Below are 13,988 nucleotides of genomic sequence, written 5' to 3' on the forward strand. Positions count from 1 at the left end.
AACATGGCCAGAAAACGATGTCAAGTTTATTTTTTCGTGGGCTGATTTGAACTGTTGCCTGTTTTGCTGTGAAATCGCTTTTCAGTGTACGCCATTCCTTCGATCTGTGGTATGATGAGACGTATGAGATACGAAAAAATAGATGCCATCTTTAATCAATTCCATGTCAGCCATTACCGCAGCCAGGTCGAGCAGATTCTCGACCTCGAATCGTTATACGCTCAGCTCGCCAACAGAGAATTTCTGACGGTGACCGAGACGCTGAAGCAAAGGCTGAGAGACGGCGCGACGGCGGACGACATCAAAATCCACGCCTTCGCGCTGATTCGCGAGGCCGCCTGGCGGGTGCTGGGCATGCGGCCCTTCCCGGTTCAGATTCTCGGCGGCCTGGTGCTCCACGACGGCGGTGTCGCCGAGATGAAAACCGGCGAGGGCAAGACCCTGGTGGCCATCATGCCCGCCTTTGTAAACGCCCTCTCCGGCCAAGGGGTGTTCATCGTCACCGTCAACGATTATCTGGCGAAGCGCGACGCCGAACAAATGGGCCAGGTCTTCGCCTTCGCCGGACTTTCAACTGGGCTCGTCGTCAGCGGTATGTCGACGGCTGCGCGCAAGGCGGCCTACCAATGCGACATCACCTACGGCACGAGCAGCGAATTCGGCTTCGACTACCTCCGGGACCATATCGCCGCCGATTTGGACGATCAGGTGCAGCCGCGGCGCCATTACGCGATCATCGACGAGGCCGATTCGATTTTGATCGACGAGGCCCGCACGCCGTTAATCATCTCTGGCGAAGCCACCCGGGACGCCGGCGAGTACGAACGGGCCGACCGGTTCATCAAATCCCTGGACGCAGCGGATTACGACAAGGACGAGAAGGACAAAGTCATCACCCTGACCGAAACGGGCATCGCCAAAGCCGAAGCCTTTTTCCACGTCGACAATTTGGCCGCCGCCGAAAATGCCGCCTTGGTCCACGACATCGAGAAGGCCCTCTACGCCAACGGCATGATGGATAACGGCGTGGACTACATCATTCAGGACGGGAAAGTCGTCATCGTCGATCAATACACCGGGCGCGTCATGCCCTCCCGCCAGTTTTCCGACGGGCTCCACCAGGCCATCGAAGCCAAGGAAGGCGTCGCCATTCGCAGTGAGGCCAAGACCCTCGCGACCATCACCCTCCAGAATTATTTCAGGCATTTCGACAAAATCGCCGGCATGACCGGCACGGCCCAAACCGTGGCCGAAGAATTCCGCAGCGTCTACCACATGGACGTCATTGCCATTCCGACCAATGTGCCCATCCAACGGGTCGACAGGCCGGACCAGATTTACACCACCGAGGCGGGCAAGCTGCGCGCCGTAACCGCTCACGTCAAGGCCTGCCTAGAGAAAGGGCAGCCGGTGCTTATCGGCACGGCGTCAGTCAGCGCGTCGGAAAAGCTCAGTGCGGCCCTCTGCCGCGCCGGCATTGCCCACCAGGTGCTCAACGCGAAACACCTCGCCGAAGAAGCGGCCATCGTCGCCCAGGCCGGCCAGCGGGGCGCCGTGACCATCTCGACCAATATGGCCGGCCGCGGCACCGACATCAAGCTCGGGCCCGGCGTGCGGGCGGCCGGCGGCCTCTGCGTCATCGGGACGGAGCGCCACGAATCCGCCCGGGTCGACAACCAGCTCCGCGGCCGCGCCGGCCGTCAAGGTGACCCGGGAGAATCCCAGTTTTACCTCTCCCTCGAGGACAACCTGCTCAAGATTTACGGCGGCCCAAAAGCCGAGAAACTCATGGCCAAATACGCCGATTATCCCGAAGACGAGCCCATTGTCGGCGCCGCCGCCGCGCGCGCGGTGAAGGCCGCCCAGGACTTCCTCGAGGCCAAAAACGCCGACCAGCGCAAACAGGTGCTCCAATACGACGACATCATCAGCCGCCAGCGGGACTTGATTTACCGCGAGCGCCAAACCGTCATGGAAAGCGCCGATCTCTCCGACCAAATCGCCGCCATGGCCGGCGACGCGGCCGACGCGATCATCGGCGCCTGCGTGACCGACGGCCGAAAAATCGACACCCAGCAATTCATCAGAACCCTTTCAGCTTACAACATCCCCATTCCCCAGCGCGAGCTGGTGCAAATCCGCGACATTGACACCCTGCGGGCCGCACTGATGCAGCAATTTGCGTCCCTCCACGCCGCCCACGTCGAAGAATTCGGCGCGGCCATCGCCAACAATATGGAGCGCCTGGTGCTGCTCCGCCAGGTCGACGCGGCCTGGGTCGACCACCTGACCCTGACGGCCCAGCTGCGCCAGGGCATCGGCCTGCGCGCCTACGGACAGAACGACCCGATCGTCGAATACAGCAGGGAATCTGCCGACCTGTTCGACGAGATGAACCGCCGCATCGTGCTGGAGACCATCAAGGAATTGGCCAATTTGACCAATTATTGATCACAGGGCCTTTTCTCATCCCTTAGCTTGATACAAGGCGAGGGCTTTTCTGAAAAATCAAACCATTAAAAAAAGACGTGTGCCTTTAATTCTTTGAATTAAAGACGCACGTCTTATTTTGTTACACGTTCCTGCTTATCTTCGCAGCGCCCGTTTTGCTTTTCTCGACTTGAAGATGCCGACGCCCGCTGCACCGCCGATACCCGCGAGCATGGCCATAATTTCGGCCATGGCTTCTGTGTTGTCGCCGGTTTTTGGCGATGTGCCCGTCACAGTCGCCGCCTTCGCTTTTCCGAGAACCGCCGCCAGTTTATTCGTCACCGTCGAATGGTTCTGAGCGGTATTGCCCTTATCGCTTTCCTTCTGATCGCTGTTCTGCGCTTCCGCGCCCGCGTTGTCGAGGCCGTAATAATCGTAGGCGCCTTGCAGATGGCTCTGGACGTAGGCTTGATCCGCCTTCGACAGACTGCGGTATTCCTTGGCGAGCTGATCCATATGCTGAGTGGTCGGGTTGGCCGCCGCTTCGGCGAAGCCCGCGAGGAAATTCTTCAGCGCATCCGACTGCTTGCTCTTGTTGGCATCGTCGATCGATTTTTCGATCAATGACTTCGCGCCCGATTTAATCTTGTCCGAATCTAAGTTGTTGACAATGGCTTTCTTCTCCGGTGATAATTGGTTATATTGCTTGAAGAAAGCGTTCCAGTCCGGATTAGCATCGCTATCGAGGATGTCGAGCACCGGTTTGATCTGCGGATCATTTTCAATCACTTCCTGAATCAGCAAGTTTTGATCTGGATCGGTGTACATCCACATGTATTCCTGAAGTCTTGGGCTGAGCTGGCTATAAGCTTTTAACGCCGCATCTGCCCCTTCCGGTGTGGAGGTATCAATGGTCTTCATTTTATTTCGGAAAGTGACGCATTCTGGGCTGTTAAACATGCTGTCAAAATAGGCTTCAACCGCCTTCGTCACTTTATTCGCCTGATTATATTTATCGGTATAACCATGATTTTTAATGAAGTCCTCGCTGATCTTCGAAAGGTCCATAGAATAGCCCTCGGTACGATCATATAAATCAAATAAATTATACTGCGATAAATTATTTAAATCGATCTCCGTTGTCCCCTGAATATAATCGTCTAAGGTCTTAACATACCCTTTTTCGACGTCAGAGAGCTGGCTGGACGCATCGGTCTTCCCTTGATCGTCCGCGGCTTTGTTTTGGTTATCCGCGTTTTTGTCGCCCGCCTGCTTTTCGCCCGCGTTGTCCTGAGCTGCCGCATCCTTGGCATCAGAAGTCTTATCAGTTGCGTCCGTCTTTGCCGCGTTGTCAGCTGTTTCAGTCTTTGCCGTATCCTGTTTGGCGTCTTTGGCGTCTTTTTTGGTGTCCGCCAACGCCTGATCGGTCGTTTTCACATCGCCGGCCGTTGCCGTCGTTTGTGTATTGGTGTTTTCGGTTTCTGTCGCTTTTACTGGTGACGCAAAAGCCGTTACCGGTGCGCCAACCGTACTTAACGCTGCAACACCTGCTAATATTTTAAATGCTTTCGAGTTCATAGCTTTCTCCTTAAAGAAAATAACCGCCATATTTTAATCTACGGTTGATCTTATTATAAAGCAACGCGTTACATAAGTCAATATGAGGTTACTAATGTGGGGATGGTGCCCACTTGCCAAATAAAAAGAACTGCCGCACGCAGATGCGATCCGTCTACGTGCGACAGCCCTTTTATAAAAATGAGATGGCTAATAATTTTTAACTTTACGCGTCTTCGCGGCGGCGTTTGAGGGCCAGACTCAGGCCGGCGATGGCGGCGAGGAGCGCGACGGTTTCGGCGCTGGCTGCGGTGGTGTCCCCTGTCTTCGGCGAGCCGGACGTCTTGCCCTGAGCCGATTTCACGGCCGCGGCACTGCTGTTGCCTGCGGCATTGGCGGCCTTCATCGCGTCGAGGAGCCGGGCCACGTCGCCGTCCGGCAGCATCGCCCTGGCGTTTGCAGAGAGGGCCTGGTAGCGGCGGTAGACGTTCAGAATCCCAGCGCGGTCTTTGGCGCTCGGGTACTTCGGCAGCGCATTGATCATCGTGTCGACTTTCTGCGCCGCGTCGTGATCGGCCTGTTCTTTTTCAAGATTCTGGATGGCCTTTTCCGCGGCGGTCAATCTCGCCGGGTCGACCTGGGCTTTCGCATCGTCGGTCAGTGCGTCGTAGTCGGCGCGGGCGGCCTTGACGGCGTCCTTATCCTTCAACGTGATCTGATCCGGCAGAGCGGCAATGGCGTCATTGACGGCGTCAGCGGTGGCTTTGTCCGCAGCCTTCACCGCAGCGGCAATCTTGTCTTTGGCTTCTTGCCCGACAAAGTCTTTCTGACGGTCGGTTAAGTGATTGTACGCCTTTTGTACGTCGTAGACGGCGGCTGCATTGTCCGCTGTGATGTCCTTTGGCAGGGCGTCTGCCTTGTCGGCAACCGCTTTTGCAGTATCCTTATCTTTCTGAATCAATACAAGGTCTGCAATTTTCTGTCTGGCCTGATCTAATTTGTTCGCATCTTCTTTATTGATAAGAGATTGTGTGTCCTTGGTCATGCTGTCATAGATTTTCGCTAAAGTATCCACACTGTCTTTATCATTTAAGGTCAAATTGTTGATTTCTGGTAAAGCTTTGATGTGAGCACTAACAGTATCTGCCAGATTAGCTTTGCTGAGATTTAACAGGATTAAGAGCTGCTGTTCTTTTTGTTCAGCCGTTAACTTATTATTTTCAGCATCTTTTTCTTTGTTGTCCTTGGCGGTTTGATTAGAAGCTGCATCCGCTTTTTCCTGATCAGCTTTTGTTTTCGTATTTTCAGCATCTTTAAGCGCTGCTGCTGCATTATTAAGGCTCTTTTCCTTTGCGGTCACATCAGCCTGAGCATCTTTTGCTTTCTGATCTGCTTTTTTCTGTTCAGTTTGTGCTGTGGTTAACGCTTCATTGGCTTTTGCCTGTTTAGTTTTAGCGTCAGACAGTGCCTTTTGTGCAGATTCATTTTCAGCTTTTGCCTGATCGACAACCTTCTGCTGTGTTTGGATCGCTTTAGCCAAGTTCTGATCTGCTTCAAGGGCTTTATTGTAATCCCCCTGTGCGCTTTCAGTATTAGCTTTCGCTTCATTCAACTTAGACTGTGCGTCGAAAAGTTTCTTTGCTGCTTCGTCTGCTTTCGTCTGAGCATCTGTTACAGTAGAGACCAGAGCGTCAACCTTTGCCTGTGCGTCTTTAACAGCTTGATCGGCTTTTGCTTTTGCATTTTGAGCCTTTGTCAAAGCGTCTTTCGCATCAGAAAGTTTCTGCTTGATGTCTTTCATGTAATTCTGGAAGGCTTCTTTTACTTTGTCAACGGTGGTAATTTCAGCTGTTGCGGTTTTAGGAATGGTACACATTTCCATAGCAGACGTATAAGCATAATGGTATCCATCTGGATTAAAGGCAATCCCGTAGTTATTGTCAGTGCCTTCTGCACTGTAGTTAATCGAATTATCATCGACAAAACCAATACCCATTACCTTAAAGGTATCACTCTTGATGGCACCGTAGTGACCGCATCCGCCTCTTTCATTGTAGATTTCTTTTAACTTAGCAGGATCATTTTTGTACTTTTCATTTAATTCGTGAGTTTCTTTTTCATAGTCGTACCATCCATAAACCGGATCAGCTTCACCCTTGTCGTTATACCAACCCCACGCTAAGTTTTCACCGCCAAATCTAGCATGCGCGTAAGTATTGTTGTCAGTATAACAAGGCCCAGACTGTGTAAGTTTATCCGAATCTTTTATGGCTTCACCTAATGTCACCCCGAGATCATTGCCTAATATATCGTAAAGTTCTGTTTTACTTTCTTCTTCTGTCGGTGTTTTAGGATTTGGTGTACAACTTGACAGATAATCAGATACAATTATAGAATTTCCATTTTTATCGTAAGTACCTACACAAGTTTGACTATACAATCCTGCGTTCCAGTGATCATAAATGCCAAATTCATTACCTAAAACAGACTGAAATGCCGAATTGAAGATTGAGTCAAAGAGAACCGAATAATCGACTTGATATGGATCTTTCCCTTCTTTTGCACGGTCAGCATTGACTTCTTCCATAAAAGCAATATCTTTTTCAATGTTATCGGCATTGAATGCGCTCTTAAGTGCGTCCTGAAAATGTTTATTATTTAAGACATCCCATTGGGAAATAGTACGAAAACTGTCATTTCCTGAAGGAATACCTGTCATGATTGATGTGTCATGTGATCCACCTGTCGTTCTTGCACGTTCCATGATGGAATCAACTGATACATCTGATGCTGTATGAGATTCAATAAATTTCTGACCGGCATTATCATAAATATTTTTTGCCTGTTCATATGTACTATTGGCAGTGGCAAGATCATCTTCTGCCTGCTTTGCCGCCTTCTGAGCATCCTCTAAAGCTTTCTTGGCATCAGCCTGATTGGTCTTCGCTGCATCTAAGTCAGAAGTTGCTTTTTCAGAAGCACCTTTGGCAGTGTTGTAAGCCGTCTGTGCTGCATTTTCTTTTTCCTGCGCTGCTTTTAACGCCTGCGCTGCCTTTTCAACTTGTGACCCAGTATTTAAAGCGTCTAAATCAGACTGTGCTTTGAGCAGATCGTTATATTTAGCATCGGCTGTTTTTTGTGCATTGACGACCGCCTGAGCAGCTTCATCATAGGCTTTCTGTGCATCAGCAACTTTAGCGTCAGCTGCTGCTTTGTCCGTAACTGTTCCAGAAGCAGCCTGCTTAGCATCTGCCAGAGCTTTTTCAGCAGCGTCTTTTTTATCTTTAGCGGCTTTTACTGCATTTTCCGCATCATCCGATGCTTTGTTGGCTGTTGCCACACGATTTTCTGCTGCTTTCTGTTCAGCTTTTGCCTGATCTAATGCCTTTTGCGCATTTTCAGTGTCTTTTTTGGCATTGTCATAATTTTTCTGTGCCGTGTCAACATTTGATTTGGCGTTATTATAATCCGACTGAGCATCTTCTGTGATCTGTTTTGCCTGCGTTAAGTCAGATTTAGCATCATCTGCTTTCTGATTTGCGGTATTTGAGACTTCCTGTTTAGCTGAGGCTTCCGTCTTGGCTTTCTGAACTGCTTCATATTTTTCACCGAGGGTATTGGCTGCTTTTGCAGATGCAGAAGAAGGCGTTGTCTTTGAGGCGGGCGTGTCAGTGGTTTTGACGTCACTCGCGGTTGAAGTTGACGCTTGGCTTTCTGTTTGGTCCGCCGTTTGAGCTGCAGGTTTTCCACTTACTGCAGCTGAATTATTCTGAGAAGTGGTCTGAGCTGCAGAAGAAGCCGCTGTATTGGTTTGTGCCGTTTCTTGTGAATCATTTGGCGCGGTCTGCGCTGTATCGGCGATTGATTCGGAGCTTTTCGGCTGCGCAATGTTCGAGCTGCTAGTGGCTATACCCCCCCCCTGTATCAACGGTCTGAGTCGAGACGTCCGACGCGTCGGCCGAAGGCGCCTGTGCATTGACGGCCACCTGGCCGCTCGCCAAAGTTGCTGCTGCCAGCGTTAAACTGACTGCCGTGCGCTTAAGCGTTTGCTTGGATGATCCTCTTTCGCTTTTCAATTCTAATTTCCTTTCCATCATGATCAGATAGGACGCACTGTCTTATCGTGAGTTTTGCGCCATCTAACGAGATAATCAAAAAATTGAGCCACTTTCCCATTTAAGTAACTCTTAATTTAATTATAGAAGGTTATATTGCTACTTTCAAGCTATTTTATAAATAATTGCGCTAAATTTCGAATAAAGAGGTTATCATTCATCACAAAAAGACACTTCTTTACACAGAGGGGTATCTTGTTTTTACAATATTGCTCAATAAAAAAAGCCTGCTCAAATGAGCAGACTTCATTAAATTCAAATGTGTTTTGATGTTTGCGCCAATTATTTCAGCAGCTCGACCAGGCGTCTGGCTGCTTCTTTAGTGTCGTCCGGATCCCCGAACATCGAAAAACGGAAATAGCCTTCGCCGCAGTCGCCGAAGCCTTCGCCCGGTGTGCCAACGATCTGCGCTTCGTTGAGCAGCTTGTCGAAGAACGTCCAGCTGTCCATGCCGTCCGGGCAGGCCATCCAGATGTACGGCGAGTTCTTGCCGCCGCAGTACCACAGACCTAATTCGTCGAGCGCGGCCATGACAACCTTCGCGTTGTTGCGGTAGACGTCGATGTTCTTCTGAATTTGTTCCTGGCCTTCCGGCGTAAAGACAGCCGCAGCGCCCTTCTGAATGATGTAGGACACCCCGTTGGAACGCGTCGTCCGGTTGCGCACCCACATCGCGTTCAGGTTCATGCCTTCCCGTTCGAGATCTTTGCCGATCACCGTGTAGCCGCAGCGCGTCCCGGTGAAGCCCGCCGTCTTCGAGAACGAGCAGATTTCAATGGCGCAGGTCCGCGCGCCCGGAATTTCGAAAATGCTGTGCGGCAGTTCCGGATCGGCGATGAAGCATTCGTAAGCCGCGTCGAAAATGATCACCGAATTGTGGGCGTTCGCGTAATCCACCCACGCCTTCAGCTGTTCTTTGTTGAACACCGCACCAGTCGGGTTGTTCGGTGAGCAGATGTAGATCAGATCCGCCTTGAGATCGTCCGTCGGCATCGGCAGGAAGCCGTTGTCCCGTGAAGAAGGCAGGTGGATGATTTCACGGCCTTCCATGACGTTGGCGTCGACGTACGCCGGATAAGCCGGCTCCATGACGAGGGCCGAGTTCTTCTTGTCGAACAGGTTCAGGATGTGGCTGAGTTCGTCGCTGGCGCCGCTGGACACGAAAATTTCGCCGATATCCAAATCGACGCCCCGTTCCTTGTAATGGCCTTGAACCGCTTCGCGCAGGAAATCGGCCCCGACTTCCGGCAGGTAGCCGTGGAAGGTTGCTTTCTTGGACTGGTCGTCAACCCCTTCGTGCAGCGCCTTGATAACAACGTCTGCCAGCGGCAGGGTGACGTCGCCGATGCCCATTTTGTAGAGCTTGGCGTCCGGGTGATCTTTCACGTACGCACTGACCTTCTGGTCGATGTTGTAGAACAAATAGGACGAGACGAGCTCGTCGTAGTGGTGATTGGGAATCATAGTGTAACTTCTCCTTTGTAAACTGTGGTGGCCGGGCCGGTCATGATCGCCGCCCCGTCATCGGTGATTTTAATGTGCAGATCGCCGCCGTCGAGGGTGACTGTCACGTCTTCATTTTTCGGGCAGAACCCTTCGGCGACTGCGGCCGCGGTGGACGCGCAGGCGCCGGTGCCGCAGGCCAGGGTCACGCCGCTGCCCCGTTCCCAGACGCGCATTCTCAAGTGGTGACGGTCGATGACCTGAACAAATTCCGTGTTGACACCGTCCGGGAAAGCCGGGTGCTTTTCAACCTTCGGACCCAAGGTGGTCAGCGGTGCGTTTTCGCCGTCTTCGACGAAAATCACCGCGTGGGGATTGCCCACCGAAACCGGCCGGCAGGTCACCGCTTCGCCGTCAACGTCCAGCGTTTTAGGGCCAGAGACTTCGACCTTCCCCATGTTGACCGTCGCGCCAACGGCTTTGCCGTCTTCAACGAGGAGGTCCAGCGCTTTGATGCCGGACAGGGTATCGATGTGCAGATGGGTCTTGTCGGTGTAGCCGTGGTCGTAAACGTATTTGCCGACACAGCGGATGCCGTTGCCGCACATCATCGCTTCACTGCCGTCGGCGTTGAAAATCCGCATCTTGAAATCCGCCTGGTCCGACGGCGCAATCCAGATCATCCCGTCGGAGCCTGCGCCGAAATGGCGTTCAGACAGCCGGATCGACAAGGCCGGCGCGTCGTATTTGTCCGGGTCGTCGTAAACGTAAAGATAGTCGTTGCCGAGACCTTCCATTTTTGTAAATGTAAATTGCATGATGCACTCCTATTTATTTCTGACTCTTTTTCTTGCGCTGAGACAACGGCGTCGAGAACCGATCTTTCCGGTAATGCGCCGAGACCGCTGTCGCGTAACGCCCCGTGAAGCAGCCGTCGCAGTAGCCGAGCTCGGGCGAGAGGACTTTTAAATCTTCGATGGGCAGGTACCCGAGGGAATCCGCGCCGATCAGCTCGCAGATTTCTTCGACACTGTGCTGCGCCGCAATCAAATTGTCTTCGCTGTCGATATCCACGCCGTAGTAGCACGGGTGCAGAAACGGCGGCGCCGAAATCCGCATGTGAACCTCCGTCGCGCCGGCATCCCGCATCATGGTGACGAGGCGCCGCGAGGTTGTCCCGCGGACGATCGAATCGTCGACCAGCACCACGCGCTTGCCTTTGACAATCGACGAGATCGGGTTGAGTTTGATGTGCACCTGATTGTCCCGTTCACGCTGCCCCGGCGAGATGAAGGTACGGGCGATGTATTTGTTTTTGATCATGCCGATGCTGTAGGGAATCCCCGATTCCTGGGCGAAGCCGATGGCGGCATTGAGCCCCGAATCCGGCACGCCGATGACGGCGTCCGCGTCCACCGGGTGCGCCTTAGCCAGCGCGCGCCCCGCACGGACGCGGGCTTCGTGGATGGGAATGCCGTCGATGACGGAATCCGGACGGGCAAAGTAAATCTGTTCGAAGATACAGCTCTGACGGGGCACCTTGCCGCAGTGTTCCCGGCGGGACACGATCTCGCCGTCGGTGTTGAACACGAGAATTTCGCCAGGTTCCAGATCGCGGATAAATTCGGCGCCCACCGCCTGCAGGGCGCAGCTTTCCGAGGCGACGATGTAGGTGCCATCCTTCGTCTTGCCGTAACACAGCGGCCGGTAGCCGTAGGGGTCGCGCACCGCCATCAGCTTCGCGGCCGACATGACGACGAGGGAATACGCCCCTTCGATTTCGTCCATGGCCTGGCTGACGGCGTCCTCAATCGATCCGCAGCGCAGGCGTTTGCCGGTGATGATGTAGGCAATGGTTTCTGTATCGCTGGTGGTGTGGAAAATCGCACCGTTCAGCTCCAGGCGATCCCGCAGCTTGTCCGAGTTCGTCAAATTGCCGTTGTGCGCCAGCGCGAGCTTCCCTTTCTGGTGGTTGACTTCGATGGGCTGACAATTGGCCCGGGTCTTTTCGCCCGTCGTCGAATAACGGACATGGCCCACTGCCATGGTGCTCTCCGGCAGCCGATCGAGATCTTCTTTAGAGAAGACGTCCCCGACCAGCCCGAGGTCTTTGTGGGAATAAAACAGGCCGTCGTCGTCGACGACGATACCGCAGCTTTCCTGCCCCCGATGCTGAAGGGCATACAGCCCGTAATACGTGAGCCGCGCCAAATCTTTCCGTTCGCGGCTGATCGCGCCAAAAACACCACATTCTTCGTGAATAGACATCCTTACCTCACAATGCTTTTGTAAATTCTGTAAATATTCTAAGAAACGATCGTTTTATTTTATCATAACCTTATAGACAGAAAAAAGCAATGCGCAGGGAACCATCCAAAAACGCCATTGCTTTTGTCGGCTTTATCTTACTTCACGGCCTTCCGGTTTGTCAATCCTTTTTTACGGGTCAGACCGCCTGCCAAATCTACAACGTTGTCATTGCTGCGAATGGATTTTTTAATTTTATTTTATTCTTTTTTATTGTAAAATATTTTTGTTCTCTACAAATTTAAAAATAATGAAAGGAAGTCACATTTATGATCTACGATCGATATTCAGCTGAAGAAGTCCGGCAATTTGTCGAGGAAGATGACGTCAAATTCATCCGTCTCGCCTACAACGACATCTTCGGCCGCCAAAAGAATATCTCGCTGATGCCTTCCCAGCTCGAACACGCCTTTCAGGACGGCATCGCCATCGACGCTTCCGCCATCGACGGCTTTGACCGGGATGTCCATTCCGATCTCTTCCTCTTTCCCGATCCGTCGACGCTGACGCTCTTTCCCTGGCGCCCTGAGCACGGCCGGGTGGTTCGGATGTTCTGCCAGATCCGCAACCCTGACGGCACCGTCTTCGCCCACGACACCCGCAGCCTCCTGATTCAGGCCGTCGAAGACGCCCGGGCCGCGGGGCTGGAATTTTTCTTTGGCACTGAAAAAGAATTCTATTTATTCCGTCTCGACGAAAACGGCGAGCCGACCCAAATTCCCATCGACCGGGCCACCTATATGGACATCGCGCCGCTGGACCGCGGGGTCAATATCCGCCGGGAAATCTGCCTGACCCTCGAAGAAATGGGCATCAGCCCGACTGGCTCCCACCACGAAGGCGGCCCGGGGCAAAACGAAGTGGATTTCAATTTTGCCGACGCGCTGACCGCGGCGGACAACGCCATCGCTTTCACCACCGCCGTCCAGGCCGTCGCCGTACAAAACGGCCTCTACGCCGATTTCGGACCAAAACCTTTGAGCAATGAAGACGGCTCGAGCCAGCACATCAATATTTCGGTGCGCGCCGACGATGGACGGGACTATCTGGAAAGCATGACCGCCGGCATCCTCGACCACATCCTCGACATGACGGCCTTTCTCAATCCCACCGAAGCCTCGTATCACCGGCTGGGCCACCGCAAAGCACCAAAATACATCTCCTGGGATTACCAAAACCGCTCCCAGCTGATCCGCGTTCCGGCCACGACCAACGAACGCTACCGCCGCGTCGAGCTGCGCTCGCCGGACAACGGCGCCAATCCTTATCTGGCGCTGACCCTTTTGATCTACGCCGGCATCGACGGCGTTGTCCGCGGCCTGAAACTGCCGGACCCTGTCGACGCGAACCTATTTACCGCTGAGCCTGAGATCCTCGATCAGCTGCAGACCCTGCCAGCTTCCCGCTCGGAAGCCACCGGCATCGCCCGCCATTCGTCCTTTATTCAGGCACACCTGCCTTCATCATTGATCACCAAATTCTGTCACCGTTAGGAGGCGGTTTATGCGCATCACGCAAGCATCTCTGAACACTCAACGCGTCTACCGCGTGCTGCTGATTTCCTCGGCGGAGCGCTTTAACACCGCCCTTTTGGCGCTGATGCCCGAACGGCAGTACAGCCCAGTAACGGTGGTCACCAACGCTGCGGCTGGGCGCCGGGCGCTCAACGACCAACCCTACGATTTCGTCATCATCAACACGCCGCTGCCCGACGAATTCGGCTCGGAACTGGCCATTCATCTCACCCAGAACCGCGCGGTCGTGCCGCTGCTTTTTATCAGCCGCGACCATCTGGAAGACATTCACAACCAAGTGGCCGAGTACGGCGTGCTCACCCTGCCCAAGCCGGCCACCGGTGAAAACGTGCGCCTCGCACTGAGATGGATGGCGGCTTATCGGGAACGGCTCCACCGCCTCGAGAAAAAATCCGTTTCTCTTGAAGATAAGATGAAAGAAATCCGCCTGGTCAACAAAGCGAAATGGCTGCTCATCGACCAGAAAAACATGAACGAAATGGACGCGCATCATTTCATCGAAAAACAGGCGATGAATCACAGCGTCTCCAAAGGGGCCATTGCCGAAGCGATTCTGAAAAATTTGTCGGTTTAATTCGAAAGCTGACCCAAAAAAATAAGA

Annotated in this window: 9 protein-coding genes; 3 read left to right on the top strand and 6 right to left on the bottom strand. The window is 53.1% G+C overall.

All coding sequences use genetic code 11. The annotated features are described in order from the left end of the window. The first annotated feature begins 123 nt into the window (after nucleotides 1-123). Nucleotides 124-2,451, top strand: coding sequence for a preprotein translocase subunit SecA (gene secA, locus FYJ52_RS02220; protein ID WP_205960734.1), 2,328 nt, complete (start codon nucleotides 124-126; stop codon nucleotides 2,449-2,451). A 135-nt stretch (nucleotides 2,452-2,586) separates the two neighbouring features. Here the strand turns inward: secA and FYJ52_RS02225 are convergent, their stop codons facing one another. From FYJ52_RS02225 to purF, 6 genes are all read right to left on the bottom strand, one after another. Next, on the bottom strand, nucleotides 2,587-4,008 hold the full coding sequence (locus tag FYJ52_RS02225; protein WP_154575630.1) for a hypothetical protein: 1,422 nt from the start codon (nucleotides 4,006-4,008) through the stop codon (nucleotides 2,587-2,589). A gap of 205 nt (nucleotides 4,009-4,213) precedes the next feature. Further along, entirely contained in the window at nucleotides 4,214-7,963 is a 3,750-nt protein-coding gene (locus FYJ52_RS02230; protein ID WP_154575631.1) for a hypothetical protein, read from the bottom strand. Then, nucleotides 7,887-8,063, bottom strand: a complete 177-nt coding sequence (locus FYJ52_RS10015) for a hypothetical protein (protein ID WP_205960735.1) — start codon at nucleotides 8,061-8,063, stop codon at nucleotides 7,887-7,889. The genes FYJ52_RS02230 and FYJ52_RS10015 overlap by 77 nt, the downstream gene beginning before the upstream one ends. 321 nt (nucleotides 8,064-8,384) lie before the next feature. Continuing rightward, nucleotides 8,385-9,566 (bottom strand): LL-diaminopimelate aminotransferase, encoded by a 1,182-nt coding sequence (locus FYJ52_RS02235; RefSeq protein ID WP_154575632.1) that lies wholly within the window; start codon nucleotides 9,564-9,566, stop codon nucleotides 8,385-8,387. Beyond that, nucleotides 9,563-10,363, bottom strand: coding sequence for a diaminopimelate epimerase (gene dapF / locus FYJ52_RS02240; protein WP_154575633.1), 801 nt, complete (start codon nucleotides 10,361-10,363; stop codon nucleotides 9,563-9,565). The genes FYJ52_RS02235 and dapF overlap by 4 nt, the downstream gene beginning before the upstream one ends. A 13-nt stretch (nucleotides 10,364-10,376) precedes the next feature. Further along, on the bottom strand, nucleotides 10,377-11,813 hold the full coding sequence (gene purF / locus FYJ52_RS02245; RefSeq protein ID WP_154575634.1) for an amidophosphoribosyltransferase: 1,437 nt from the start codon (nucleotides 11,811-11,813) through the stop codon (nucleotides 10,377-10,379). A gap of 308 nt (nucleotides 11,814-12,121) precedes the next feature. Here purF and FYJ52_RS02250 point away from each other — a divergent pair, with 308 nt between their 5' ends. Together FYJ52_RS02250 and FYJ52_RS02255 are read left to right on the top strand one after the other, a co-directional pair. Next, the gene (locus FYJ52_RS02250; protein WP_154575635.1) at nucleotides 12,122-13,345 is read left to right on the top strand and encodes a glutamine synthetase family protein; all 1,224 of its coding nucleotides are present in this window, start codon (nucleotides 12,122-12,124) and stop codon (nucleotides 13,343-13,345) included. A 10-nt stretch (nucleotides 13,346-13,355) separates the two neighbouring features. After that, complete coding sequence (locus tag FYJ52_RS02255; RefSeq protein ID WP_154575636.1) at nucleotides 13,356-13,961, top strand: ANTAR domain-containing response regulator; 606 nt, start codon at nucleotides 13,356-13,358, stop codon at nucleotides 13,959-13,961. The last annotated feature ends 27 nt before the right edge of the window (nucleotides 13,962-13,988 follow it).

The sequence above is a fragment of the Pseudoramibacter porci genome, from assembly GCF_009696145.1.
Lineage (GTDB): Bacteria > Bacillota > Clostridia > Eubacteriales > Eubacteriaceae > Pseudoramibacter > Pseudoramibacter porci.

Bases quoted from the DNA above. Each gene is read 5' to 3' on its own strand.
- FYJ52_RS02255 (WP_154575636.1), top strand. From the start codon at position 13,356: ATGCGCATCACGCAAGCATCTCTGAACACTCAACGCGTCTACCGCGTG.
- secA (WP_205960734.1), top strand. From the start codon at position 124: ATGAGATACGAAAAAATAGATGCCATCTTTAATCAATTCCATGTCAGC.
- FYJ52_RS02225 (WP_154575630.1), bottom strand. From the start codon at position 4,008: ATGAACTCGAAAGCATTTAAAATATTAGCAGGTGTTGCAGCGTTAAGT.
- purF (WP_154575634.1), bottom strand. From the start codon at position 11,813: ATGTCTATTCACGAAGAATGTGGTGTTTTTGGCGCGATCAGCCGCGAA.
- FYJ52_RS02230 (WP_154575631.1), bottom strand. From the start codon at position 7,963: ATGCACAGGCGCCTTCGGCCGACGCGTCGGACGTCTCGACTCAGACCG.
- FYJ52_RS02250 (WP_154575635.1), top strand. From the start codon at position 12,122: ATGATCTACGATCGATATTCAGCTGAAGAAGTCCGGCAATTTGTCGAG.
- FYJ52_RS02235 (WP_154575632.1), bottom strand. From the start codon at position 9,566: ATGATTCCCAATCACCACTACGACGAGCTCGTCTCGTCCTATTTGTTC.
- dapF (WP_154575633.1), bottom strand. From the start codon at position 10,363: ATGCAATTTACATTTACAAAAATGGAAGGTCTCGGCAACGACTATCTT.